The organism is Flintibacter sp. (assembly GCF_046973065.1).
In genome coordinates, this window is record NZ_JBKVXZ010000059.1 from 1 (window position 1) to 24,400 (window position 24,400).

Consider the following 24,400-nt stretch of genomic DNA (forward strand, 5'->3'; position numbering starts at 1 on the left):
CGGGGACACAGGCCCCTACCGGGTTAAAAATTTCGGAGTATCTGCGCTGTACGGACACCGCCTACCCCGGCAAAACCGTGGCAGCTGGGCAGTTGCCGAGGCATCCGCCCGACCTCCGCCGCACCAAACAGGTAGGTGGGCACCAGGCGGTTGTGCGATAGAACGGCAATACCCTCAAATTTTGATGGCAAAAGGGCCTAAGGCCCGAGAAGAGAGGGAGGCACGGTCAAAACTTAGGACCGCCGGGGATTACAAAACAACCGAAGGGACACGCCCCCGTAAATGGGGGACCGGGGGAAAGCCGCCTATGAGCACTGGCAAAGCCAAGTGCTCATCGAAGGCGTCCCCCGGCGATCTTTGGTTCTTTCCATCGCTGGAAAGAACATCCCCCGTCCCTACAAGATTACACAGAACTTTAGTTCAGGTCCTGCTTCAATTCATTCAGCAGATTCAGCGCTTCAATAGGCGAGAGGATATTCACATCGGTCATGCGCAGCTTCTTCAGCACCGTCTCGCCCCCCAGATCTCCCAGAGACACCTGCCCGCTGTCCTCTTGGACGGCAGCCACCGGGCGCTCCACGCCTCCGGCTTCCAGGTCCTTCAAAATCTCCCGGGCACGCTTGATGACCCGGTCGGGTACGCCCGCCAGCTGGGCCACCTCGATGCCATAGCTCTGGTCGGCTCCGCCCCGGACGATTTTCCGGAGGAAAATCACCTGGTCTTTCCGCTTTTTGGCGGCAATATTGTAATTTTTTACCCCGGGGATTTCGCCCTCCAGGACGGTAAGTTCGTGGTAATGAGTGGCAAAGAGGGTCTTGCACCCCAGCCGCCGCTTGTCGGCGCAGTACTCCAGCACCGACCGGGCGATGGCCATGCCGTCGTAGGTGGAGGTGCCCCGGCCGATCTCGTCCAAGATGAGCAGGGAGCGGCGGGTGGCGTTTTTCAGCAGCTGGGCCACCTCGGTCATCTCCACCATGAAAGTGGACTGGCCCGCGCTCAGGTCGTCGCTGGCTCCGATGCGGGTAAACACCCGGTCCACCACTCCGATGTGGGCGGACTTGGCGGGGACAAAGGATCCCATCTGGGCCATGAGAGTAATGAGGGCCACCTGGCGCATGTAGGTGGATTTGCCCGCCATGTTGGGGCCGGTGATGATGGCGCACAGGTCGTCCCCGTCGTCCATGTGGGTGTCGTTGGGGACAAAGAGGGAGTCCTTGAGCATCTTCTCTACCACCGGGTGGCGTCCCTCCACGATGTTCAGCACCGAGGAATTGTCCACCTGGGGCATACAGTAATTGCCCGCGGCGGCCACGGTGGCAAAGGAGTTGAGCACGTCCACCTGGGCCACGGCGGCGGCGCTCTTCTGCACCTGGGTGACGTGGCGGCAGACGGTGTCCTTCAGTTCGCAGAAGAGCTGATACTCCAGGGCTACCACCTTGTCCTGGGCGGAGAGGATAGTGTGCTCCAGATCTTTCAGCTCCTGGGAGATGTAACGCTCGGAATTGACGGTGGTCTGTTTGCGCACCCAGCCCTCGGGTACCAGGTTGGTCTGGGACTTGGCCACCTCGATGTAGTAGCCAAAGACCTTGTTATAGCCCACCTTCATGTTCTTGATGCCGGTCTGCTCCTTGGTGCGGGCCTCCAGGTCGGCCAGCATGTCCGCCCCGTGGTCCATCACGTTGCGCAGCCGGTCCACCTCTTCGCTGTACCCCTCCCGGATGAACTTGCCCTCCCGCACGGAGAAGGGAGGCTCGTCCACCAGGGCACGCTGGAGAAGCTCCCGCAGTTCGGGCAGATCATCCAGCTGCTCGGCCAAAGACTGGAGCAGGGCAGAGGAGCAGGGAGAGAGCAGCTCCCGAATGCGGGGCAGCTTACCCAGGCCTGCGGCCAGGGCGGTGAGGTCCCGGCCTCCGGCGGTGCCGTACACCACCCGGCCAATGAGCCGCTCCAGGTCGGTGACCTCCCGCAGGGTGAGGGTCAGCTCTTCCCGGGTGATGATGTCCTCCACCAGGTCGCCCACCGCTTGCTGCCGCCTGGCGATCTGCACGGGGGAGAGGAGGGGCCGCTCCATCCAGCCCCGGATGAGGCGGTGGCCCATGGGGGTGCGGGTCTTATCCATGACCCACAGGAGGGAGCCTTTCTTCTCTTTGCCCCGCAGGGTTTCAGTGAGCTCCAGAGTCTGCCGGGCGGTGAGGTCCAGCTCCATAAACTGGCCCGTAGTGTAGTAGGAGAAGGCGGCGATGTGACCCAGATCGGTTTTCTGGGTGTCATAGAGGTAGCGGAGCAGCCCGCCCGTAGCCTGGACAGCAGCGGTGTCCCCGGCAGGCAGGGTCTCCAGCCCGGCGGTGAACTGCTTATCCACCATCTCCTGGGCATGGTCCAGGGCAAAGCCCTCCTCTTCCCAGTGCTGGCACATGCAGTCCAGCCGGTCCTTCAAAAAGTCGGTGAGGCCCGCCAGCGCCCAGGCCCCCTCCGAGAGCACCGCCTCGGTGGGGTGGAAGCGGCCCAGCTCGTTTTCCAGGTGGTCCCGGGCCTCCGGTCCGGCAGGGAAGGAAGTGGCAAACACCTCGCCGGTGGAGATATCACACAGGCACAGGCCTACCCCCGACTCGTCAGCATAGACGGCGCTGAGGAAGTTGTTTTTTCCCTCCTCCAGCATGGAGGCAGAAATAACGGTGCCCGGGGAGATGATGCGAATGATATCCCGGTCCACCAGCCCCTTGGCGGTGGCAGGGTCCTCGGTCTGCTCGCAGATGGCCACCTTGTAGCCCTTGGCGATGAGCCGGGCAATGTAGCTCTCACAGGAGTGGTAGGGCACGCCGCACATGGGGGTGCGCTCCTCCGGGGGCTTGTTCCGGTCCCGGGTGGTGAGGGTCAGGTCCAGCTCCTTGGACACCAGCTTGGCGTCGTCGAAGAACATTTCATAAAAATCGCCCAGTCGGAAAAACAAAATGGAGTCCGGGTTGCGGTCCTTCATCTCCAGATATTGTTTCATCATGGGGGTCAGTTCTGCCATGGGTTCACCGTCTTTCTGCGTTGTGAGTTTCTTTTTTCTGTGTTTTGAGAGGGTTCCGCCCTGCGGGGCGGGTTCCTTTTTGTTTGCCCAAAAAGGAACCAAAAATGCCCCGGGGGTTGCGTTCCGATGAACACCTCGCCAAGGGCGGGTGTTCATAGTCTCTTACCCCCGGACCCCCAGCTACGGGGGACACCTGCCTGAGGGATTGATTATGACCTCTCGGCGGGCAAAGACAAGATCTGTGATGCTTCTTGCCTCGGGGGCACTGGCCCCTGCCGGGTCAAAAATTTAGAAGTATCCGCGCTGTACGGACACCGCCTAGTCTGGCAGAGCCAAGGTGGCTGGGCAGTTGCTGGCGGCAATCCAACCACCGCCGCACCCAACAGGTAGGGATGCACTAGGCGGTGTGCATTAGAGCCGCCCGCCTGTAAATTTTAGATTGGTAGGGCCTAAGGCCCGGGAGTAGGAGGGAGCACGGTCAAAGCTTAGGACCGCCGAAAGCTACCAAAAGCCCAAAGTGACCCGCTCCCGTAAACAGGGGGACCGGGGGCCGACTCCCCCTGTCAGGGGGAGATGGCCCGAAGGGCCAGAGGGGGTAGGGACAAGGCGACTTTGAGCGCCCGCTCCACGTAGGCGCTCATCGGAGCCGTCCCCCGGCGATCTTTGGTTCTTTCCATCGCTGGAAAGAACAACTCCCGTCTCTACAAAAAATAGTTATTTTTCTGCCAATTCTCCGTAAAGTGACCACTTATTGGCCCCAATAATATTGATCTCCCGGAACTGCCCCACATCATCAGCAGTACCGCCCTTCACTCTCACCAAACGGTTCCCCGGCGTCCGGGCGGTAAAGGGATACTCCGCATCATCCCCCTGGCCGTCGATGAGGCAGCGCACCGTCTTGCCGATGTAGGCGGCGTGCTTTTCCTCGGAGATTTTGTCCTGGAGGGCCACCAGGCGGTTGAAGTTAGCAAGCTTCTCCTCCCGGGGCATGGGGTCGTCCATCTTGGCGGCGGGGGTGCCCACACGGGGGGAGTAGATGAAGGTGAACAGGGCGTCGTAGCGCACCTCTTCCAGCACCTTCAGGGTATCTTCAAACTCCTCGGTGGTCTCCCCGGGGAAGCCCACGATCACGTCGGAGGTGAGCACGATGTCGGGGATGAGGGCCTTCAGCACCCGGATCTTTTCCAGATACTGCTCCCGGGTGTGGCGGCGGTTCATCACCTTCAGGATGCGGTCGTTGCCCGCCTGGAAGGGCAGGTGGAGCACGGGAGCCACCTTCTCGCACCGAGCCATGGTCTCAAAGAGCTTCTGGGTGGCGTCCTTGGGGTGGGAGGTCATAAAGCGGATGAGGAAGTCCCCGGGGATGTCGTTGACCTTGGAGAGGAGGTCTGCAAAGTCCATGGGATTTTCCAGGTCCTTGCCGTAGGAGTTTACGTTCTGGCCCAGCAGGGTAATATCCTTATACCCCTCCTCCACCAGCTGCCGCACTTCGGAGAGGATATCCTCCGGCTGGCGGGAGCGCTCCCGGCCCCGGACATAGGGCACGATGCAGTAGGAGCAGAAGTTGTTGCACCCGTACATGATAGACACCCAGGCCTTCACCTTATCCTGGCGCACCACGGGGATGCCCTCGGCGATGGAACCGGGCAGGTCGGGGGTCTGGAACACCCGGCCCCGGGCGGTGAGCAGGCTGTGGATGAACTCGGGGAAGCGCCACAGCACCTGGGGACCAAAGACCAGGTCCACATGGCGGTAGGACTCCTTCACCTTCTGAGCCACATGGGCCTCCTGGGCCATGCAGCCGCACAGGCAGATGAGCTGGCCGGGGTGGCGGCGCTTTACATGCACCAGAGCGCCCAGGTTGCCCAGTACCCGCTGCTCGGCGTGCTCCCGGATGGCGCAGGTGTTGATGACAATGACGTCGGCCTGCTCCTCGTCCTGGGTGAAGCCGTAGCCCATCTCCTGGAGATAGCCGCGGATGCGCTCGGAGTCGGCCTCATTCTGCTGACAGCCGTAGGTATCCACAAAGGCCAGAGGGGGCTGGGGACGCTGGGCATTGATCTGGGCGACGGCGTGACAATGATCCATCTGCCGGGCGATGTCCTCCCGGGAAATGGTGGTTGTATTACGTTCCATGGAGTCCTCCATACTAATTTATTAGTTTAATCATAGTATTATATCATTTTTTGGCCCCTGAAACAAGGCCAGAGGGGGGTGGAAGCATTTATAAACTTTTTGTAAACCTTGGGAAAACTACCCCTGGTTTCTCTCCACGGCCCCTTGCGTTCCGTTGCCTTTTCCCTGATATGGTGATAAAATAAAATATTCCAGGAGATCCCACGGCCAAGCTTGCCGGCAGACAGAGAAGGGAGTCATACCGCCATGCGCAGATTGATCATTGAACGCTCCGCCATCCGAAACAATATGGCAGTGATCAAGGAGCGGGCCCAGGGCGCCGCCCTGTACGGCGTGGTGTCCGGCCAGGGAGGCGGTGTGGGCGCCGTGCGCCTGGCCCGGCTGCTCCGGGACGCCGGTGTGACCCGCTTCGGCGTCAACTCGGTGGAGGAGGCCCAGCTGCTGCGGGAGTCGGGCTTTGAGACTGAGGAGATCCTGATGCTGCGCTCCACTGTGGACCGGGACGAGCTGGAACGGCTGGTGGACCTGAGCGTGGTGTGCACCGTCTCGTCCGTGGACACCGGCCTGGCCCTGAACGCCGTGGCGGAGAACCGCTCCACCGTAGCCGAGGCACACATCCAGGTGGACACCGGCCTGGGCTTTGGGGGATTTCTCATCTCCGAGCCGGAGAAGATCCTGCTGGCCTACCGCTCTTTGCCCAACGTGGCTCTGTCCGGCATCTACACCCAGCTCCACGCCGTCACCGGCAAGAGCCAGGAGGTGGACGGCCAGCTCAAGCAATTCCAGCAGGTACTGGAGGCCATCCACCAGGCAGGTTTTGAGACCGGCACCGTCCACGCCGCCGGTTCCTTCGCCCTGATGCACTTTGATGACGCCCGCCTGGACGCGGTGCGGGCCGGGTCGGCCATTCTGGGCCGCTGCCGCCGCACGAAAGGGGACGGACTGACCACCGTGGGCTACGGCGAGGCCTCCATCACCGAGGTGCGCTGGCTGCCCAAGGGGCACACCGTGGGCGCGGACAAGCTCATCGCCATGAAAAAGCCCACCCGGGTGGCTGTCCTGCCGGTGGGTTACCAGAACGGCTTTGGGGTGGAGCGCCCCAGGAGTCAGAGCCTGCTGGAGCTGTGGCGGGCCTGGCGGCGCAGCCGCAACCGTACCGTGCGTCTCAACGGCCAGCGGGTGCGGGTCATCGGTTCCATCGGCGCCTCCGAGACCATCTTGAATGTCACCGATGTGAAGTGCTCCGCGGGAGATGTGGCCGCCTTTGACCTGGATCCCCTCTATGCCCGGGGTATGCCCATTGAATTTCGATAATGCGGGTTTTCCGCAGATATTACCATAAGGAAACAAAAGGAGTTATCCTGCTATGAGTGAGTTATCCTTCCAGCCGCTGCTGTTTGGCGGCGATATCAACGTGTACAGCGTGGCCCGTGCCTTCCATGAGGCCTACGGCGTCAAGAGCATTGCCTACGGCCGCTACCCCTCCTTCCCCTGCCACGGCAGCGCCATCATCGACTACCGGGTGTGCGCCGACAACGAGAGCGCCGACGCCTTCCGCAAGAATGTAGCTCAGGTGTGCAAGGAATTTCCGGACAAGAAGGTCCTGGTCATGGGCTGCGGCGACAGCTATGTCCAGCTGGCCGCCCACTGCAAGGACCAGCTGCCGGAAAACGCCATTGCACCCTACATTGACGGCGAGCTGCTGGACACCCTCATCAACAAGGAGAAGTTTTACGCTCTGTGTGACCAGCACGGCATCGACCACCCCGCCACCTTCATCTACGACAAATCCATGGGCCACGACTTCACCCTGCCCTGGGGACCGCCCTACATCGCCAAGCCCGCCGACAGCGTGGCCTACTGGGCCTGCGGCGTGCACGAGCTGGCCAAGGTCTACATCTGCCAGAGCTGGGAGGAGCTGCTTGCCGCCCTGGATCAGGTGTACGCCGCCGGTTACCCCGATCACATGGTGCTCCAGGAGTTCATCCCCGGAGACGACACCTACATGCGGGTGCTGACCAACTACTCCGACCGCAACGGCAAGGTGAAGCTCATGTGTCTGGGCCACGTGCTGCTGGAGGAGCACTCCCCCCATGGCATCGGCAACCACGCCGTCATCCTTACCGAGCACGACGAGGAGCTGTCCCAGAAAATCAAGGGACTGCTGGAGAACCTGCACTTTACCGGCTTCTCCAACTTTGACATCAAGTACGACCAGCGGGACGGCAAATACAAGGCCTTTGAAATCAACTGCCGCCAGGGCCGAAGCAACTACTATGTCACCGGATCGGGGCATAATATTGCCAAGCTGGTGGTGGAGGACCGGGTGGAGGAGAAGGAGCTGCCCTTTGAGATCACCAAGAACCGCTCTCTGTGGCGGATGGTGCCCAAAAAGGTGGCCTTTGACTTCACTCCCAAGAAGTATCACCAGGAGATGAAGTCCCTCATCCGCGCCGGAGCCGATCACCACTCCCTGGTGTATGAAGGGGATGCGTCCCTCAAGCGCCGCCTGCGGGTGTGGAAGAATCACCTGGGAAATATGAAGCGGTTTGAGAAGTATAACAAGAAGCCGCAGGAGTAAAGAGGGTTCCGCCCTGCAGGGCGGCCTACTTTGCCCACGGCGGCAAAGTAGGCAAACCGCCGCCGGGGAGCGCTTCCGGTGAGCACCTACCTGCGGTGGTGCTCACAGTCAGCTTTTCCCCGGACCCCTTTTACGGGAGCGGGTCACTTCGGCCGGGCAGTCAGTTCCGGCGGGCAAAACCAAGTTCTGTTCCCGTTCTACTCTCGGGCCTTAGGCCCTACCGATTTAAAATTTATAGGCGGGCGGCTCTACCGTACACCGCCTGGTGCCTGCCTACCTGTTGGGTGCGGCGGTGGTCGGGTGGACCAGCTGCCACGGTTTTGCCAGAGTAGGCGGCGTCCGCACAGCACAGACACTTTGAAATTTCTGACCGGGTAGGGGCCAGTGCCCCCGAGGCAAGAAAGACCAGATGGACTTGTCTTTGCCCGCCGGATAAAACTTCCCATCCCTCAGGAGGGCGTCCCCCGTAAAATGGGGGTCCAGGGGGGCGACGCCTATGAACACCGGCGTAAGCCAGGTGTTCGTCGAAGGAGCCCCCTTGGCGCGTCTTTGGTTACTTTCTGCGCGTACAGAAAGTAACATCCGTCTCCTTAGGCGACCGCAGGTCGCCCCTACGATATATTCGCCCCAATTAAATGAGGTATTTTAGATGAGCAACGACCGTCTTGGCGTCATCGGGGGCATGGGCCCCCAGGCCACCAACACCTTTTATCAATATATCATCGACCGCACCGACGCCCGCACCGATCAGGAGCACCTCTCGGTGCTGATTTTTTCCGACTGCGCCATGCCCGACCGCACCGCGGCCATCCTGGGCACCCAGGCACAGAAGGACGAGGTCTATGAGCGCCTGCTTTCCGACGCCCGCATGCTGGAGAGGGCGGGGTGCACCGCCATCGCGGTGCCCTGCAACACCTCCCACTACTTCCTGGACCGGGTGCAGGAGCAAATCTCCATCCCCATCGTCCACATGATCCGGGAGACCGCCCGGCTGCTGGTAAGCCAGGGGAAAAAGCGCCCCGGCATCCTGGCCACCGACGGCACCATCCGCACCGGTCTGTACCAGCGGGAATTTGCCGCCTTCGGCATCTACGCCGCCGCACCCCGGCCCGCCGCTCAAAAGCAGGTCATGTCTCTCATCTATGACGACATCAAAGCGGGCAAGGCGGGGGACCCGGAGAAGTTTGCCGCCTTTACCAAGGACCTGGTGGAGCAGGGCTGCGACTGCGCTGTGCTGGCCTGCACCGAGTTGTCCGTCTTTGCCAACCAGCACCACCTGTCTCCCTTCTACGTGGACGCTATGGCCGTGCTGGCCCAGCGCTCCATTGAACTGTGCCATAAGCCTCTGCGGGCTGTATTCTGATTTCCATTTGGGAGGTATCCGCTATGACCATCCCCGTTCATACCCTGGGCGACTATCTGGACCTGCTCGCAGAGCAGAACCTGCTTGCCGCCCCTATCCCTGACGGCCTGGACCGGAGCCAGCGCGTCACCGGCCTCACCTGCGACTCCCGGCAGGTGGCCCCCGGCACCCTGTTTATCCGCAAGGGCGCCCACTTCCAGACCAAATTCCTGGAGATGGCCCGGGACCAGGGCGCCATGGCCTGCGTCAGCCAGGAGGAGGACACCGTCCCCGGCCTGCCCCGCATCGCCATTACCGACACCCGAAAGGTGCTGGCCCCGCTGGCCGACCGCTTCTACGACCACCCCTCCGGCAAGGTGAAGGTCATCGGCATCACCGGCACCAAGGGCAAGTCATCCACCGCCTACTATATGAAGTCCATCCTGGACCGCTACCAGGAGAGCCAGGGGAGAGGGGAGACGGGCGTTGTCTCCTCCATCGACACCTACGACGGTGTGAAGCGCTTTGAGTCCCACCTCACCACCCCAGAGCCTCTGGACCTCCAGCGCCACTTCGCCAACGCCGCCCAGACGGGGCTGGAGTATGTGACTATGGAGGTGTCCAGCCAGGCGCTGAAGTACCACCGCTCCCTGTGTACCGAGTTTGCCGCCGCCTGCTTCCTCAACATCGGCTACGACCACATTTCCCCCATCGAGCACCCCGACTTTGAGGACTACTTTGCCTCCAAGCTGAAGATCTTTGCCCAGGCCCACATCAGCTGTGTGAACCTGGACTGCGACCACGCCCAGCGGGTACTGGAGGCCGCCCAGGCCGCCGGAGCGCCCATCATCACCTTTTCCCAGAAGGACCCAGCCGCCCAGGTGTACGCCAGCGACGTACACAAGGAGGATGGACAGATCCTCTTCACCCTGCGCACCCCCCGGTACACCCGCCAGATGCGGCTGACCATGCCGGGTCTCTTTAACGTAGAGAACGCCTTGGGAGCCGCCGCCCTGTGCGAGGCCCTGGACATCCCCGAATGGGCGGTGTACGACGGACTGGTGCGGGCGCGGGTGCCCGGCCGCATGGAGGTGTACGCCAACGCCGACGGGCAGGTGCTGTCCATTGTGGACTACGCCCACAACCGCCTGAGCTTTGAGACCCTCTTTTCCTCCGTCCGGGCGGAGTACCCCCAGCGGGAGCTGGCCATCGTCTTCGGCTGCCCGGGCAAAAAAGCCTACGACCGCCGCCACGACCTGGGCGAAGCTGCCGGTGCCTGGTGTGACCGGGTGTACCTCACCGAGGAGGACAGCGGGGAGGAGGACACCCTGGACATCTGCCAGGAAATCCGGCCCAACGTGGAAAAGGGCAAAGCCCGCTGCCGCATCATTGCCAACCGGGGCGAGGCCATTCGCCAGGCGGTGCTGGAGAGTGAGCGCCCCACGGTGCTGCTGCTCACCGGCAAAGGCCGGGAGACCCGGCAGAAGCGGGGCACCGAGTATATCGACACCCCTACCGACGTGGAGTATGTCCAGGCGTTTTTGCAGGAGTACGACCTGCGCCACCGTCTCACCCCCGCCGCTCCGGCCCAAAAGGCGCTGGAGACCCTGCCTGCTCTGGAGCAGTTGAAGGGCAAGACCTTTGTCATCTGTCTGCCGGAAAACGGACAGGACATTGCCGCCGATGCCGCCGCCATCACGGCCGCGGGAGGCACCGCAGTTCTGATGCAGGACCGGGCGCAGGCTTTGTCCACCGCGCAGAGCATGCATGTGGATAAACTTATCTACTTCGTGGACGAGGAGCCCTCCCTGGCTCTGGGAGAGAACCGCCAGGCAGAACTTCTCCGCATGGACGGCAAGAAGGCCGCCGCCCTGCTGGAAGAGGGTTCGCTGCCCGCCGCTCTGGCCGAGACCTTGAAGCTGGCCCTCCAGGCGGTGGAAGGCGGCGTGGGCCGCTGCGTGATCCTGTCCCGGACTGGGGAGCACGTGCTGCTGCTGGATGCCCTGGGGCAGCGGGTGCTGGGCATTTGTATTTCTGCCTGACTTTTCGTTTCAATAAGCAATGAAAAACCGGAACCTTGGCGGCTCTTGGAGCTGCTCAGGTTCCGGTTTTTTGTCCACAGGCTTTGATAAAAATGTGGATAAGTTTTTTGTTTTTATGGGGACGGGTGTTACTTTCTGCTCGCACAGAAAGTAACCAATGGCCCAGGCCACCCTCTCTTGCCCCTCTGGGGCAATTCACCTTGAGATGCGCCAAGGGGCCGCCTTCGGTAAGCGCCCAGCCTGCGGCGGCGCTCACCGGCGGCTTGCCCCCAAGCCCCCGTTTACGAGGGCGGGCAACTTCGGGCTTTTGGTAAAACCCGGCGGGCAAAATCAAGATCTGTTTCCGTCCTACTCTCAGGCCATAGGGCCTTTCTGCCATCCAAATTTGTGTGCTGTTTGATTCTATCGCACGCCGCCTGCTGCCTGCCTACCTGTTCAGTGCGGCGGTGGTCGGTGGACCAGCTGCCACAGCTTTGCCAGCGTAGGCGGTGTCCGTACAGCGCAGACACTTCTTAATTTCTAACCAGATAGGCCCCTGTGGGCCGAGGCAAGAAGAACGCAAGGTCATGTGTTCGGAGCCGCCGGACGCAAGTACCAAGTTCTCAGGAGAGCGTCCCCCGTAAAGAGGGGTCCGGGGAAAAGGTGACTATGAGCGCCCGCTGCGCGAAGGCGCTCATCGGAGCCGTTCCCCGGCGGCGTTTTGCCTACTTTGCCGCCGCGGGCAAAGTAGGACGCCCCTCAGGTCGGAATCCTTCCTCTTTATAAATTAAGCCTCACAGCAGCAGCTCCACGCAGAAGGTCACCGCCATGGCCACTACGCCCAAACTGGCCACCGCATCCCAGTAGAGCCCCCAGCGGTTGCGCCGCTGGCTGGACCGGACCCGGGGCTGCACGTCCGGCTCTTCCCACTCCGTCTGCTGCTCCCGCTCCAGCTTCCGGCGGTACTGGGCCAGATCAATGATCTTTTCCTCCGCCCTGGGAGCCTCCCACCGGGGTCGGATGGAGATGGTCTGATATACGGTCTGCATGGCGTTCCCTCCCTGTATCCTCCACTTCCTGCTCCATGGGAGTCAAGAACAGATGTTCTATTCGTAAGATACAACATATGTTCGAGTTTGTCAAGAGCTGTCGAACATCTTTTCGGTTTTACACACTTTCCACACACTTTTCCACATCTCTTTCCACCGCCCTGCCGTCTTTTTTTCTGGAAGAGAGGGGTGGTTTTACGTCAAATTTGTGTGAGATTTTTTCACGGACCGTTGCTTTTTCCGCCATCTGGCGGTATAATGTTTCGTCAAAGCGTATTGTGCTGCTTCGCAGGGGAGCGGCTGACGGCATACAGGAGGAATTTGCAGATGAAGAATGAGAAGCTGAGAAATATCGCCATTATTGCTCACGTCGACCACGGCAAGACTACCCTGGTGGACCAGATGCTCAAGCAGTCCGGCGTCTACCGCGAGAACCAGACTGTGGTGGAGCGCGTGATGGACTCCAACGATCTGGAGCGTGAGCGCGGCATTACCATTACCGCCAAGAACACCGCCGTGCAGTACGGCGATGTGAAGATCAACATCGTGGACACCCCGGGCCACGCCGACTTCGGCGGCGAGGTGGAGCGTATTCTGAAGATGGTCAACGGCGTTATCCTGCTGGTGGACGCCGCCGAGGGCCCCATGCCTCAGACCCGCTTCGTGCTGTCCAAGGCCCTGGAGCTGGGCCACCGGGTCATCGTGGTGGTCAACAAGATCGACCGTCCCGACCAGCGTGTCTACGAGGTCATCGACGAGGTGCTGGAGCTGCTGATGGATCTGGACGCCACCGACGAGCAGCTGGACAGCCCCATGCTCTTCTGCTCCGGCCGTCAGGGCACTGCCTCCGTCCAGCCTGACGAGGCGGGCAGCGACCTCAAGCCTCTCTTCGACACCATTCTGGAGTATATCCCCGCTCCCGACGTGGACGAGGAAGCTCCCTTCCAGATGCTGGTGAGCTCCATCGATTACAGCGAGTTCGTGGGCCGTATCGCCATTGGCCGCATCGAGCGGGGCACCATCAAGCAGAACCAGGAGATCGCCGTGTGCAACTACCACGATCCCGACGCTCCCGCCAAGAAGGCCAAGGCTACCGCCCTGTATCAGTTTGACGGTCTGGCCAAGGTGCCTGTCACCGAGGCCACCGCCGGCAACATCATTGCCATGAGCGGCATCGGCGACATCACCATCGGCGACACCATCTGCGCTCCCGACTGCGTGGAGCCCATGGAGTTCGTAAAGATCTCCGCTCCCACCATTGAGATGACCTTCTCCGTCAACGACTCTCCCTTCGCGGGCAAGGAGGGCAAGTTCGTCACCTCCCGCCAGCTGCGGGACCGCCTGTTCCGTGAGACTCTGAAGGACGTGTCCCTGAAGGTCACCGAGATGGAGGACTCCACCGACTCCTTTAATGTAGCCGGCCGCGGCGAGATGTCTCTGTCCATCCTGATGGAGACCATGCGCCGTGAGGGTTATGAGTTCCAGGTTTCTCCCCCCCGTGTGCTCTACCAGGAGATCGACGGCAAGAAGTGCGAGCCCATCGAGCGCCTGGTGGCCGACGTGCCCAACGACTGCGTGGGCGCGGTGATGGAGAAGCTGGGCTCCCGCAAGGGCGAGTTCCAGTCCATGAACCCCGTGGGCAACCGCACCAAGCTGGAGTTCCTGGTTCCTTCCCGCGGCCTGTTCGGTTACCGCAACGAGTTCCTCACCGACACCAAGGGCGAGGGCATCATGGCTTCCGTCTTTGAGAAGTACGCTCCCATGAAGGGCGAGATCCAGCGCCGCAGCACCGGCTCTCTGGTGGCCTTCGAGACCGGCGACGCCGTGACCTACGGTCTGTTCAACGCCCAGGAGCGCGGCACTCTGTTCATCGGCGCTGGCGTGCCCGTTTACGCCGGCATGATCGTGGGTGAGACCCCCAAGGCTGAGGATATCTCCGTCAACGTGTGTAAGAAGAAGCAGCTGACCAACATGCGCGCCTCCGGCTCCGATGACGCCCTGCGCCTGACTCCTCCCAAGCAGATGAGCCTGGAGCAGTGCCTGGAGTTCCTGGCCGACGACGAGCTGCTGGAGTGCACCCCCGAGAACCTGCGTCTGCGTAAGCGCATCCTGGATCACGGCGAGCGCATGAAGCTGGCTTCCAAGAAAAAAGGTTAAGTTATTAGAGAAGGGTTCCGCCCTGCGGGGCGGGTTCCTTTCTGGATCACCAGAAAGGAACCAAAGAGTGACTGGGGGACGGCTCCGGTGAGCGCCATGCCACAGGCGGCGCTCACCGTCACCTTTCCCCCATGCCCCCAGTTACGTGGGACACCCTCCTGGCGGCATGGCAGAATTCATCCGGCGGGCAAAGACATGACCCTGTCTCCTTCTTGCCTCGGGCCTTAGGCCCTGTGTATGTGAAATTCCGCATTGCTGCACAGAAATAACACCGCCTGCCTGGGCAAAGCCAAGATAATTGGTTCGTACCGAGCAGATGATATTCGCCTCTACGCACAGCCGAAAGGTTTTACCGTAGAGGCGATTTTAATGGCCGTCCACCGCCTGAAAGGAAAAGCAAGCGGAACTCAGGAAAGGACGGGGGCGAAGCGAAGCTTCGCAGGAAGTTCTTTGCCAAGCTTTCTTTCAAGAAAGCGGGGGATGTTTTATTACCGCCCGTTTCCCGGGCCGATCACGCTGGAGTCTGACATGAAATCACATTCTTCTGCCCCCCGCTGGGCGATTCCTTTTGTTTTGCTGGCTCTGCTGGTGCTGGGACTGCTGTTTGTCCCTGAGTGTGACGACTGCTACTTTATCTTCTGGAAGTTTGACAGCTGGCAGGACCTGCTCCTCACCCGGCCCAACACCCAGGACGCCCTGGTGGTGGGTGTCCCTCACAACGGCCGCTACTTGGGCAACCTGCTGGGCGTGCTCCAGGCCAAGCTGTATATCACCCCCTTGGCCTTTCTCCGGGGCGTGCTGCTGGGCGGCGCGCTCATTTCCCTGGTCCTGCTGCTGGCCCGGCGCTTCCGCTCCAGAGCGGTGGGCAGGGGAGAGGCCTTCCTGCTCTCCGCCGCCCTGGTGGTCATCTCCTCCCGGGGGCTGTGGCAGCAGGTCTACTCCTGGGGTGCGGCGCTGGTCAACTATCTGCTGCCCATGCTGGGGCTGCTGATCCTGCTGGGCTGGATGGAGAAGAATCCCAAACGCCCCGCCTCTTTGGCCCGCACCGCTCTGCTGGCCCTGGCCTGCTGCCTGTTTATGGAGACGGTGACCATCTATCTGGCTCTGGCGGCCTTGGCTGTGCTGGTCTGGGCCTGGTTTTTCTGCCGCGACCGGCTGCCGGGAGCCCTTGCTCTGGCTCTGGGCAGCTGGTTGGGAGCGGCCATCATGTTTCTGTCTCCCGGCTACGCCCAGGCGGGTAGCGACACCCGCTCGGTGGGGCTGGAGCTGGCCCGGGACAACCTTCACCGCATTGTCACCGACACCTTTGTTCTCCCTGTTGTGGCCACTGCGCTCATTAGCTTCCTGCTGGTGTGGCTGCTGCGCCGCCAGGGCTGTCCCTGGTGGAAGCTGTGGGGCGGCGTGCTGGGGCTGGTTCATCTGGTCTGCCTCTTCTTTGCCGTGGGCGACCTGTTCCGGACGGAGAGTCTTTACAGCGACGGACAGCTGATCCTGGGCCTTCTGATGGCCGCCGTGTGGCTCATTACTCTGCTCCAGTGGCGGGGCGGAGCGGCCAAAATCCGGATTCTGCTGCTGGCCCTGTCCCTGTGCATCCTCAACGGGCCGCTGCTCTTTGTCTCCCCGGTGGGACCCCGGAACCTGTTTTGCGGCTACGTGGTCCTCATGCTGGTGGCCGGCGAGCTGTACACCTGCGCCCGTACCCAAGGTCTGAAGAGTATGAACTGGCTGCGCTTCCCTCTGGCCGGGGCGTGCGTGCTGCTGGTGGCCCTCTATGCCTGTAATTTTACCGTCTACCATCAGCGCCTGGAATACGCCTGGGAGCAGGTGGAGGCTGGCGCCCAGTCCGTCACCCTGCCCCTGGTTCCCTTCAACGGGTGGGTTACAAATGAGTTTCCCGGCAAGGGAGATATCTCCTACCTGGTCTACCGCCAGAGTCCCTGGGACGTGTCCTTCACCTTCGTCCCCTGGGAGTTGGATGGGTAAGCGTTTGCAAAAAAAGCACAAAAACCGCTCTGGTTTTTGTGCTTTTTTGCACTTTTCCCGGTTTGTTATAAAAAAATTCATCATTTTCCTGGAAAAAAGGTGTTGACGGCATGTGCGTTTGCGTGTATAGTGGCTTTGTAACCAATTTGTAATCATTTCTTTTCCACTCTGTCATTTCTTTCCGGGACAGAGTTGACCGTATGATTTGAGGTAGACTATGCAGGAGATCACCGAATTGAAGACCCCTGCCGCTCAGCCCTCCGAAGCTGCCGGAGCAGAGCGGGAGCGGTGGGAAAATTGGAAAAAGAACGCCAAGGCGTGGTGGAAGACTGCCCGGGAGTGGTCCCGCATCCACGGACGGCGGGCGGCTCACCGCCTGCACAACGTGGTGGCGGGCAACCGGGCCACCGGCCCCATCTCCTTTTTGGCTGGCTCCGCCGCTGTGGGCGTGGCCATGACCTTGCTGGCCCTCTACTCTCCCAGCTATGCCGTCACGGTGAACGGGGAGACGGTGGGCGTGGTGGCCGACGCCTCGGTGGTGGATGAGGCTATTGCCAATGTGGAGTCCACCGGTTCCTCCATTCTGGGCTATGACTACCACGTACAGGGCAACCTGGAGTATGAATTCACCATCTCCCTGCGCTCCGACCTGTCCTCGGAGCAGGATATCCAGAACTACTTTTACACCCAGCTGGACGATCTCAGCGGTGAGCTGCGCAAGTACCAGGTGGTGGTAGACGGCAAGGCGGTGGGCGTGGTCAAGGACCAGGACGCCCTGAACGACCTGCTCCAGAGCTTTAAGGACCAGTACACCACGGAGAACACCACCTCGGTGGAGTTCTTGAACACGGTGGAAATCAAGCCCGTGTACGCCGTGGACTCCATCCTGACCATTGATGAGATGGAGCAGGCCCTGCGGGCCAACAGCAACGGCTCTACCACCTACACCGTGGTGGAGGGCGACACCTTCTACGGCATCGCCTACGCCAACGACATGTCCCTGAGCGACCTGATGGCCCTGAACCCCCAGGCCAATCTGGACCGCCTGATGGTAGGCGATGTGCTCAACGTGAAGGAGCTGACTCCTGTGCTGTCCGTGCAGACGGTGGAGGACGTGACCTACACCGAGGCCATTGAATGTCCCGTGGAGACCCGGGAAGACCCCACCATGTATGTAGGCAACAGCAAGATCATCACCCAGGGTGTGGAGGGTGAGTCCCAAGTGAACGCCACCGTCACCTACGTTAACGGTCAAGAGACCAACCGCGTGGTGAACTCCACCACCGTTCTGCGTGAGGCCACCACCACGGTCAAGGCGGTGGGTACCAAGGAGAAGCCCAAGACGGCCTCCACCGGCAGCTACCAGTGGCCCATCAGCGGCCGCATCACCTCCTACTTCGGCGGGCGGTATATCTTCGGCAGTTACAGCTACCACTCCGGCCTGGACATCTCCTGCTCCTACGGCGCCGCCATCCGCGCTGTGACGGCGGCACGGTCACCTATGCCGGCTACAGGGCTCCTACGGCAATCTGGTCATTATCACCCACGACAACGGTACCAGACCTATTACGCTCACAACTCCTCTCTGCTGGTCTCGGTGGGAGACAAGGTGTACAAGGGACAGCAGATCGCCAAGGCGGGCTCCACCGGACGCTCCACCGGCGTGCACTGTCACTTTGAGGTCCGCGTGAACGGAACCGCTGTGAATCCTCTGTCTTATCTGCCTTAACTTGTTTTTCTTCTTACCCGGCCGCCAAGCTCTGGCGGCCGGGTTTTTTATTTTTTTCTTTTTGGAAACGGAGGAATGTTACTTTCTGCTCGCACAGAAAGTAACCAAAGATGCGCCGGGGCCGCCTCCAATGAGCGCCTTCGCGCAGCGGGCGCTCATTGGAGCCGTCCCCCGGCGATCTTTGGTTCTTTCCATCGCTGGAAAGAACACTTCGCCCTCTCCCGTCCCGCAGGGCGGCATCCCCAGAAGCAAAGCGGAGCTTTGCACAAAGTTCTTTGCCCCGCTTTCTTTCAAGAAAGCGGGGGTGTGGAAAAGTCGGTGGAAAATGTGCACCTTTCACACTTCATACCTTTTTCTTTGACAAAAAATATGTTATACTGCTCTTTACGCTTTACGTGCATTTTACATTTTCTTTGGGAGGGATCTTCTTGGCCCATCTCTATCGTGTCATCCGCTTCCCCAAAGGGAGCGACCCCCGATACCTGGTTTGGCACCATCTGTGGCTCTCTCTGGGGCTCACCGCCCTGGGCGTGCTGCTGGGCTGGCTGACCCTGCCTTTGGCGGCCGCGGCCGACTCGGAGCTATCCAGCCAGGCCTTAATGGACTACTACCTTCAGCAGCCCATGCTGCTGTGGCTGAACCTGCTGGCCCCGGTGCTGCTCATCTGGCTGCTCTACTTTTTGATCGGCCGTTGCTGGGCCGCCTACCTGCTCACCGCCCTGCCGGTGCTGGGCATCGCCCTGGCCAACTTCTACAAGATGCAGCTGCGGGGCGACCCGCTGCTGGCCTCCGATCTCAAGCTGGTCAACGAGGCCGGCGGCATCGTGGGAGGCTACACCCTGGAGATCACACCGCTGATCCAGAACACGCTGCTGTGGGCGGGGCTGGGCCTTTTGCTGGCGCTGATCCTGCTGCCCCGGGGTGTGCGCCGCCTCTCTGTGCGCCTGATGGGCTTTTTCTCCGCAGCGGCCCTCCTTGCCGCCGCCCTGTGGGGCTCCTACTTCAGCAGCCACCTCTACCAGCAGACCACCCCGGGGGAGGAGCTCATCAACCCCTGGTCCGACTCCGAGGTCTACGTCTCCCACGGTGTGCTCTATCCCTTCCTGTATACGGTGCAGACTTTGCTGCCCTCCCAGCCCCAGGGCTACGACGCCCAGGTGGCCCAGACCATTCTGGAAAGCTATGAGGAGAAGGACATTCCCGCCGATCAGAAGGTCAACGTGGTGGGCATCATGCTGGAGGCCTTCTGCGACCTGACCGACTTCTCCGCCCTGGGCGAGGTGGAGGCAGTTCAGGAGGTATACGCCCCTTGGCATGCTCTGGAGGAAGAATCCGTATCCGGCAACCTGCTGACCAACATCTTTGCGGGCGGCACCGTGGACACGGAGTGGTGCTTCCTGACGGGATACAGCAGCTATGACGACTTTACCCAGCCCACCGACTCCTATGTCTGGTACTTCGACCGCCAGGGCTACAACACCCGAGGCAGCCACCCCGGCTACGGCTGGTTCTACAACCGCCAGAACATCAACCAGTACCTGGGCTTCCAGGAGTACTGGTTCAGTGAGAACCACTACGAGGAACTGGTGGACCCGGTGGGTGCTCAGTGGAACTCCGACTATCTGCTGGTGGATGAGATCGTCAAAGACCTTCAGACCCAGCTGGAGGAGGACAACGGCCCGGTCTTCTCCTTCTCCGTGAGCTACCAGAACCACGGTCCCTACGAGTGGACCTACACCGCCAACGAGGCCTATCTGGACCCGGAGGAGACCGGCCTGCCCGAGGAGAGCTGCCACGTCTTCAACAACTACCTTCACGGCGTGAGCATGACCATCTCCGCCCTCACCGGCATGGTCCACGACCTGGAGGAGATGGAGGAGCCTGTGGTTGTGGTCCTTTTCGGCGACCACAAGCCCTGGGGCGGCAACGGCAACTCCGCCTATGAGGGCATCGGAGCCGACTTCTCCATGACCAGCCTGGAGAGCTTCTATGAATACTACTCCACCCCCTACCTCATCTGGGCCAATTCGGCGGCCAAAGAGGTATTGAACAACGATTTTGAGGGGGACGGCGGGGACTTTTCCCCCTGTTTCCTGATGCAGGAGCTCTTTGACCAGTGCGGCTGGACCGGCCCGTCTTATCTCCAGTTTACCCGGGAAGTCCGCCAAGCCACTCCTCTGGTCCACCAGCAGGGCCTCTACCTGACTCCGGATGGACAACTCACCGACACGTTGGAGGAGGAGCAGGAGGAGCTGGTCAACGACCTGTTCTACGTCCAGTACTACCGCCAGCACAAAATCGACCCCACCGGTCAGTCCTGACCGGTCCACAGGAGGCAGACCATGACCCCACTCTATGACGCCATCCGCGCCTATGCCGCACAAAAACCTGCCCGGTTTCACATGCCCGGCCACAAGGGCAGCTTCCTGCCTGTCCCGGAGCTTCAGTCCATCGCTCCGCTGGACGTGACCGAGGTGGAGCCCACCGGCGACCTCTTTTCCGGCGGCGAGCCCTTTGATACGGCCCAGAAGCTGTGGGCGGAGCGGTTCGGCATGGACAACTGCCTGTTTCTTACCGGCGGCTCCACCCTGGGACTCCACGCTGCCCTGGCCCTGTTCTGCCGTCCCGGCGACCAGGTGCTGATCGACCGGGGATGCCACCGGGCGGTGTACAACGCCCTGGCTCTGCTGGACTTGGAGCCTGTCTATCTGCCCCGGCCCTGGAGGGCAGGGGAGGGGATCGCTGGCCCAATTTCCCCCACGGATGTGGAAAACCTGCTGGATTCCCACCCAAATATCAAAACTATCTGTATTGCATCTCCAACTTATTCCGGAGTGTTGTCTGATATCAAGGAACTTTCCCTCATCATTCATGCCCGAGGTGGAAACCTGATCGTGGACGGCGCCCATGGAGCCCACCTGCCCTTTTTAGGCGTGGACGCCTTTTCGGGCTGCGACGCCCTCATCTGCTCCGCCCACAAGACCCTGCCCGCCCTGGGTCAGTCCGCCCTGCTGTTCACCAACGGCGTGGACCCCCGGCGGGTGCGGCAGATGACCTCGGTGTTTGGCAGCTCCAGCCCGTCCTACCCCATGATGATCTCCCTGGACTGTGCCCGGGACTATTTAGACGGAAAAGGGATGGAGGAATACCGCCGGGTGGCCCGGCGCACTGCCGCCCTCCGCGCCGCCTTCCCCAGCTTGCAGGAGGGAGAGCTGCGCTTAGACCCTACCCGGCTGACTCTGACCTCGCCGGATGGGAATGCCCTGGCACAAGCCCTGGAAGGGGAGAACATCTGGCCCGAGATGGCCGACAGCGGCCATGTGGTGCTCATCCTCACCGCCCAGGACAGCGAGGACGACCTTCATCGCCTGGAAGAGGCTCTCCAGCGGCACCGGAACCTGCTGGGCACACCGCCCATCCTGCCCCCGCCGCCGATGCCCAAGCCTGTTCGTTCCCTGCGGGAAGCCCTGTTCGCCCCGGTGGAGCGTCTCCCTCTGGAGAACTGCCTGGGCCGGGTTGCGGCCGGCCAGCTGGCTCCCTATCCCCCCGGCGTGCCGGTGGTGGCTCCCGGCGAGGTGATTGGGGAAAAAGAACTGGCCTATTTGCGGGAAATAGGATATAATAATTCAGATGTCCCCGTTATGTGCCCCTGACATCAAATCGTCAAACTTTTACCGTATGTGAGGAACGCTATGGAACTCTCTGCTCTGGCGGGCAACCGCCGTCTGAAGGCTCAGCTCTCCCAGCAGGAGGGAGGCCGTGGACTGTCCCACGCCTATATCATTTCCGGGCCGGTGGGCTCCGGACGGCACACCCTGGGCGGCCTACTGGCCCAGGCCATGGTGTGTACCGCCCCGGAACACCAGCGCCCCTGCGGACACTGTCCCCAGTGCCGCAAAGCCCAGGGTGGCATCCACCCCGACATCGCCTGGATTGCCGGAGCGGGGGAGGGCAAGCCTATCAATGTGGACCAGGTCCGCGCCCTGCGCTCCGACGCCTATATCCGCCCCAACGAGGGGGAGCGGAAGGTGTACATTCTGGAGGGGGCTGACCGGATGAACGCCAGCGCCCAGAACGCCATGCTCAAGCTGCTGGAGGAGGGACCGGCCTATGCCGCCTTTCTGCTGCTGGCAGAAAATGCGGGCGGCGTGCTGGAGACGGTGCGCTCCCGGTGTGAGACCCTCACCCTGGACCCGGTAGCTCCCGACGAGTGCCTTGCCTGGCTCCAGGCTCGTTTTCCCCAGGCCAGCCGGGATGAGCTTGCCGACGCCGCCAATCGCTGTCAGGGCCTGCTGGGCCGGGCGGTGGAACAGCTGGCCGGCGGGGGAGAACAGGCCCAGGCCCTGAAGGACAAGGCCGACAAGCTGGCCCGTCTGTTGGTGAGTGGTCAGGAGCTGGAGCTGCTGGAGTTTTCTCTCACCTTGGACAAACTGAGCCGGGAGGACACCCAGAGCCTGCTGGATCTCACCGGCGCTGCTCTGGGGGATCAGATCCTCCAGGCACCCGACCGCGCCCGGGCACTGCGGGCGGCTCAGGGCGTGAAAGAAATGCGCCAGGCCGCGGGATTGAACGTAGGCCCCGCCGCCCTGTTTCCCTGGCTCTGTGCCTTACTTTTTTCGAGAAAAAAGTAAGCCCTACTTTTCTTGAAAGAAAAGTAGGCAAAAGAACTTTGTGCGAAGCTGCGCTTCGCCTCTGGGGTTCCGCCCTGCGGGGCGGGGGAGAAACGATGTTACTTTGCCCACGGCGGCAAAGTAACCAAAACGCCGCCGGGGGACGGCTCCGATGAGCGCCTTCGCGCAGCGGGCGCTCATAGTCACCTTTCCCCCGGTCCCCCTGTTTTACGGGGGCGGGTCACTTTGGTTGGTACGTAAGTTCCGGCGGGCAAAGACATGACCATGCTCCCTTCTACTCCCGGGCCTTAGGCCCTACCATTCCTAAATTTTCCGCTTCGGCAGTTCTATCCAACACCGCCTGATGCCTGCCTACCTGTTAGGTGCGGTGGTGGTCGGGCGGACCAGCTGCCACGGTTTTGCCCAGGTAGGCGGTGTCCGTACAGCGCAGAACCTTTTTAATTTCTGCCCATGTAGGCCCCAGTGGGCCGAGGCGAGAAGGAGTACAGATCTTGTCTTAGGGCCGCCGGGAGGGTATAGAAGTTTTTCAGGAGGGCGTCCCCTGTAATTGGGGGTCCAGGGGGGCGACGCCTATGAACACCCGCCTGCGGCGAGGTGTTCATCGAAGGAGTCCCCTTGGCGCATCTTTGGTTACTTTCTGTGCGAGCAGAAAGTAACATCCGTCTCTAAACAATGGAACCCGCCCCGCTGGGCGGAACCCTGCTTTTTAAATTGAGAGATACAACCTATAAGGAGAACAACCATGGTTGAAATTATTTCCGTCCGCTTCAAAAGCGGAGGCAAACAGTACTATTTTAACCCCAACGGCGAGGTCTTCCAGCCCGGCGAAGGGGTGATCGTCGAGACCTCCCGGGGTGTGGAGTACGGCGAATGTACCCAGGGCAACACCCCCATCGATGAGATGGAGCTCACCGCACCTCTGCGCCCGGTGCTGCGCCGGGCCACCGAGGAGGACGAAAAGGTCCGGGAGCGCAACAAGGAGAAGGAGGCCAAGGCCTTCCAGATCTGCCAGGAGAAGATCGCCCAGCACGGTCTGGAGATGAAGCTGGTAGAGGCCGAGTACAGCTTTGAGGGCAACAAGGTACTCTTCTTCTTCACCGCCGAGGGCCGGGTGGACTTCCGCGCCCTGGTAAAGGACCTGGCCAGTGCCATCCATGCCCGCATTGAGCTGCGTCAAATCGGCGTGCGGGACGAGGCCAAGATGCTGGGCGGTCTGGGCATCTGTGGACGGCCCTTCTGCTGCTCTCAGTTCCTGGACGAGTTCCAGCCGGTCTCCATCAAGATGGCCAAGACCCAGAACCTGTCTCTGAATCCCACCAAGATTTCCGGCACCTGCGGGCGGCTGATGTGCTGCCTGAAGTATGAGCAGGACGCCTATGAGGACCTTGTCAAGCACTCTCCCAAGCAGGAGTCCTTTGTAGAGACCCCCGACGGAGCGGGCACCGTGTCCAGCGTCAACCTGCTGCGCCAGACGGTGCAGGTGCGTCTGGACAGCGCTCCGGAGACTCCCAAGTGCTATCAGAACTGCGAGATCTGCATCGTCCGCAACGGCAAGGGCAAGCGCCCCGAGGGCTATATGGAGCCTCCCCTGGAGGAGCTGGCCAAGCTGCGCAAGCCCGTGGAGAAGGAGGAGGTGCCCGATCTGAAGGGCTCCGCGTCTCCTCTGGCCGCCGCCCTGGAGGCGGTGTTCAACGGAGAGACTCCCCAGTACGAGGGCTTTGACACCCCCGCTCCCGCCAAGCCCACCAAGAGCTC

The 24,400-nt window shown here is 61.3% G+C and carries 14 protein-coding genes; 11 read left to right on the forward strand and 3 right to left on the reverse strand.

Annotated elements, in window-relative coordinates:
- Positions 1-415: 415 nt before the first annotated feature.
- Together mutS and miaB are read right to left on the reverse strand one after the other, a co-directional pair.
- On the reverse strand, positions 416-3,016 hold the full coding sequence (mutS, locus tag ACLTXB_RS15815; RefSeq protein ID WP_428227637.1) for a DNA mismatch repair protein MutS: 2,601 nt from the start codon (positions 3,014-3,016) through the stop codon (positions 416-418).
- Between the two features lie 714 nt (positions 3,017-3,730).
- Positions 3,731-5,152 carry a tRNA (N6-isopentenyl adenosine(37)-C2)-methylthiotransferase MiaB gene (gene miaB / locus ACLTXB_RS15820; protein ID WP_428227638.1) on the reverse strand — a complete coding sequence of 474 codons (1,422 nt, stop codon included), beginning with the start codon at positions 5,150-5,152 and terminating at the stop codon, positions 3,731-3,733.
- Positions 5,153-5,398: 246 nt separating this feature from the next.
- Between miaB and ACLTXB_RS15825 the strand changes: the two genes are divergently transcribed.
- From ACLTXB_RS15825 to murE, 4 genes are all read left to right on the forward strand, one after another.
- Positions 5,399-6,466: an alanine racemase gene (locus tag ACLTXB_RS15825; protein WP_428227639.1), complete on the forward strand. Its 1,068-nt coding sequence runs from the start codon at positions 5,399-5,401 to the stop codon at positions 6,464-6,466.
- Between the two features lie 52 nt (positions 6,467-6,518).
- A complete protein-coding gene (locus ACLTXB_RS15830; protein WP_428227640.1) occupies positions 6,519-7,733 on the forward strand; it encodes an ATP-grasp domain-containing protein in 1,215 nt (404 codons plus the stop codon).
- 649 nt (positions 7,734-8,382) lie between these two features.
- Positions 8,383-9,096: an aspartate/glutamate racemase family protein gene (locus ACLTXB_RS15835; protein ID WP_428227641.1), complete on the forward strand. Its 714-nt coding sequence runs from the start codon at positions 8,383-8,385 to the stop codon at positions 9,094-9,096.
- 23 nt (positions 9,097-9,119) lie between these two features.
- On the forward strand, positions 9,120-11,117 hold the full coding sequence (murE, locus tag ACLTXB_RS15840; protein ID WP_428227642.1) for a UDP-N-acetylmuramyl-tripeptide synthetase: 1,998 nt from the start codon (positions 9,120-9,122) through the stop codon (positions 11,115-11,117).
- Between the two features lie 773 nt (positions 11,118-11,890).
- Here murE and ACLTXB_RS15845 read toward each other — a convergent pair.
- A complete protein-coding gene (locus tag ACLTXB_RS15845) occupies positions 11,891-12,145 on the reverse strand; it encodes a hypothetical protein (RefSeq protein WP_302668489.1) in 255 nt (84 codons plus the stop codon).
- A 327-nt stretch (positions 12,146-12,472) separates the two neighbouring features.
- Between ACLTXB_RS15845 and typA the strand changes: the two genes are divergently transcribed.
- From typA to ACLTXB_RS15880, 7 genes are all read left to right on the forward strand, one after another.
- Positions 12,473-14,302, forward strand: coding sequence for a translational GTPase TypA (gene typA, locus ACLTXB_RS15850; RefSeq protein ID WP_020989985.1), 1,830 nt, complete (start codon positions 12,473-12,475; stop codon positions 14,300-14,302).
- Positions 14,303-14,830: 528 nt separating this feature from the next.
- A complete protein-coding gene (locus ACLTXB_RS15855) occupies positions 14,831-16,285 on the forward strand; it encodes a hypothetical protein (protein ID WP_428227643.1) in 1,455 nt (484 codons plus the stop codon).
- Positions 16,286-16,502: 217 nt separating this feature from the next.
- Positions 16,503-18,014 carry a peptidoglycan DD-metalloendopeptidase family protein gene (locus tag ACLTXB_RS15860; RefSeq protein WP_428227644.1) on the forward strand — a complete coding sequence of 504 codons (1,512 nt, stop codon included), beginning with the start codon at positions 16,503-16,505 and terminating at the stop codon, positions 18,012-18,014.
- Positions 18,015-18,442: 428 nt separating this feature from the next.
- Positions 18,443-20,335, forward strand: coding sequence for an LTA synthase family protein (locus ACLTXB_RS15865; protein WP_428227645.1), 1,893 nt, complete (start codon positions 18,443-18,445; stop codon positions 20,333-20,335).
- A gap of 21 nt (positions 20,336-20,356) precedes the next feature.
- A complete protein-coding gene (locus ACLTXB_RS15870; protein ID WP_428227646.1) occupies positions 20,357-21,667 on the forward strand; it encodes an aminotransferase class I/II-fold pyridoxal phosphate-dependent enzyme in 1,311 nt (436 codons plus the stop codon).
- 39 nt (positions 21,668-21,706) lie between these two features.
- Positions 21,707-22,645, forward strand: a complete 939-nt coding sequence (locus tag ACLTXB_RS15875; RefSeq protein ID WP_428227647.1) for a DNA polymerase III subunit delta — start codon at positions 21,707-21,709, stop codon at positions 22,643-22,645.
- Between the two features lie 742 nt (positions 22,646-23,387).
- Positions 23,388-24,400, forward strand: a 1,013-nt coding sequence (locus ACLTXB_RS15880; protein ID WP_428227648.1) for a PSP1 domain-containing protein, incomplete at its 3' end; no start/stop codon positions are given.

Coding starts and splice junctions, on each gene's coding strand:
- ACLTXB_RS15830 (WP_428227640.1), top strand. CDS start 6,519: ATGAGTGAGTTATCCTTCCAGCCGCTGCTGTTTGGCGGCGATATCAAC.
- ACLTXB_RS15845 (WP_302668489.1), bottom strand. CDS start 12,145: ATGCAGACCGTATATCAGACCATCTCCATCCGACCCCGGTGGGAGGCT.
- ACLTXB_RS15875 (WP_428227647.1), top strand. CDS start 21,707: ATGGAACTCTCTGCTCTGGCGGGCAACCGCCGTCTGAAGGCTCAGCTC.
- ACLTXB_RS15855 (WP_428227643.1), top strand. CDS start 14,831: ATGAAATCACATTCTTCTGCCCCCCGCTGGGCGATTCCTTTTGTTTTG.
- ACLTXB_RS15835 (WP_428227641.1), top strand. CDS start 8,383: ATGAGCAACGACCGTCTTGGCGTCATCGGGGGCATGGGCCCCCAGGCC.
- ACLTXB_RS15870 (WP_428227646.1), top strand. CDS start 20,357: ATGACCCCACTCTATGACGCCATCCGCGCCTATGCCGCACAAAAACCT.
- murE (WP_428227642.1), top strand. CDS start 9,120: ATGACCATCCCCGTTCATACCCTGGGCGACTATCTGGACCTGCTCGCA.
- typA (WP_020989985.1), top strand. CDS start 12,473: ATGAAGAATGAGAAGCTGAGAAATATCGCCATTATTGCTCACGTCGAC.
- ACLTXB_RS15825 (WP_428227639.1), top strand. CDS start 5,399: ATGCGCAGATTGATCATTGAACGCTCCGCCATCCGAAACAATATGGCA.
- mutS (WP_428227637.1), bottom strand. CDS start 3,016: ATGGCAGAACTGACCCCCATGATGAAACAATATCTGGAGATGAAGGAC.
- miaB (WP_428227638.1), bottom strand. CDS start 5,152: ATGGAACGTAATACAACCACCATTTCCCGGGAGGACATCGCCCGGCAG.
- ACLTXB_RS15860 (WP_428227644.1), top strand. CDS start 16,503: ATGCAGGAGATCACCGAATTGAAGACCCCTGCCGCTCAGCCCTCCGAA.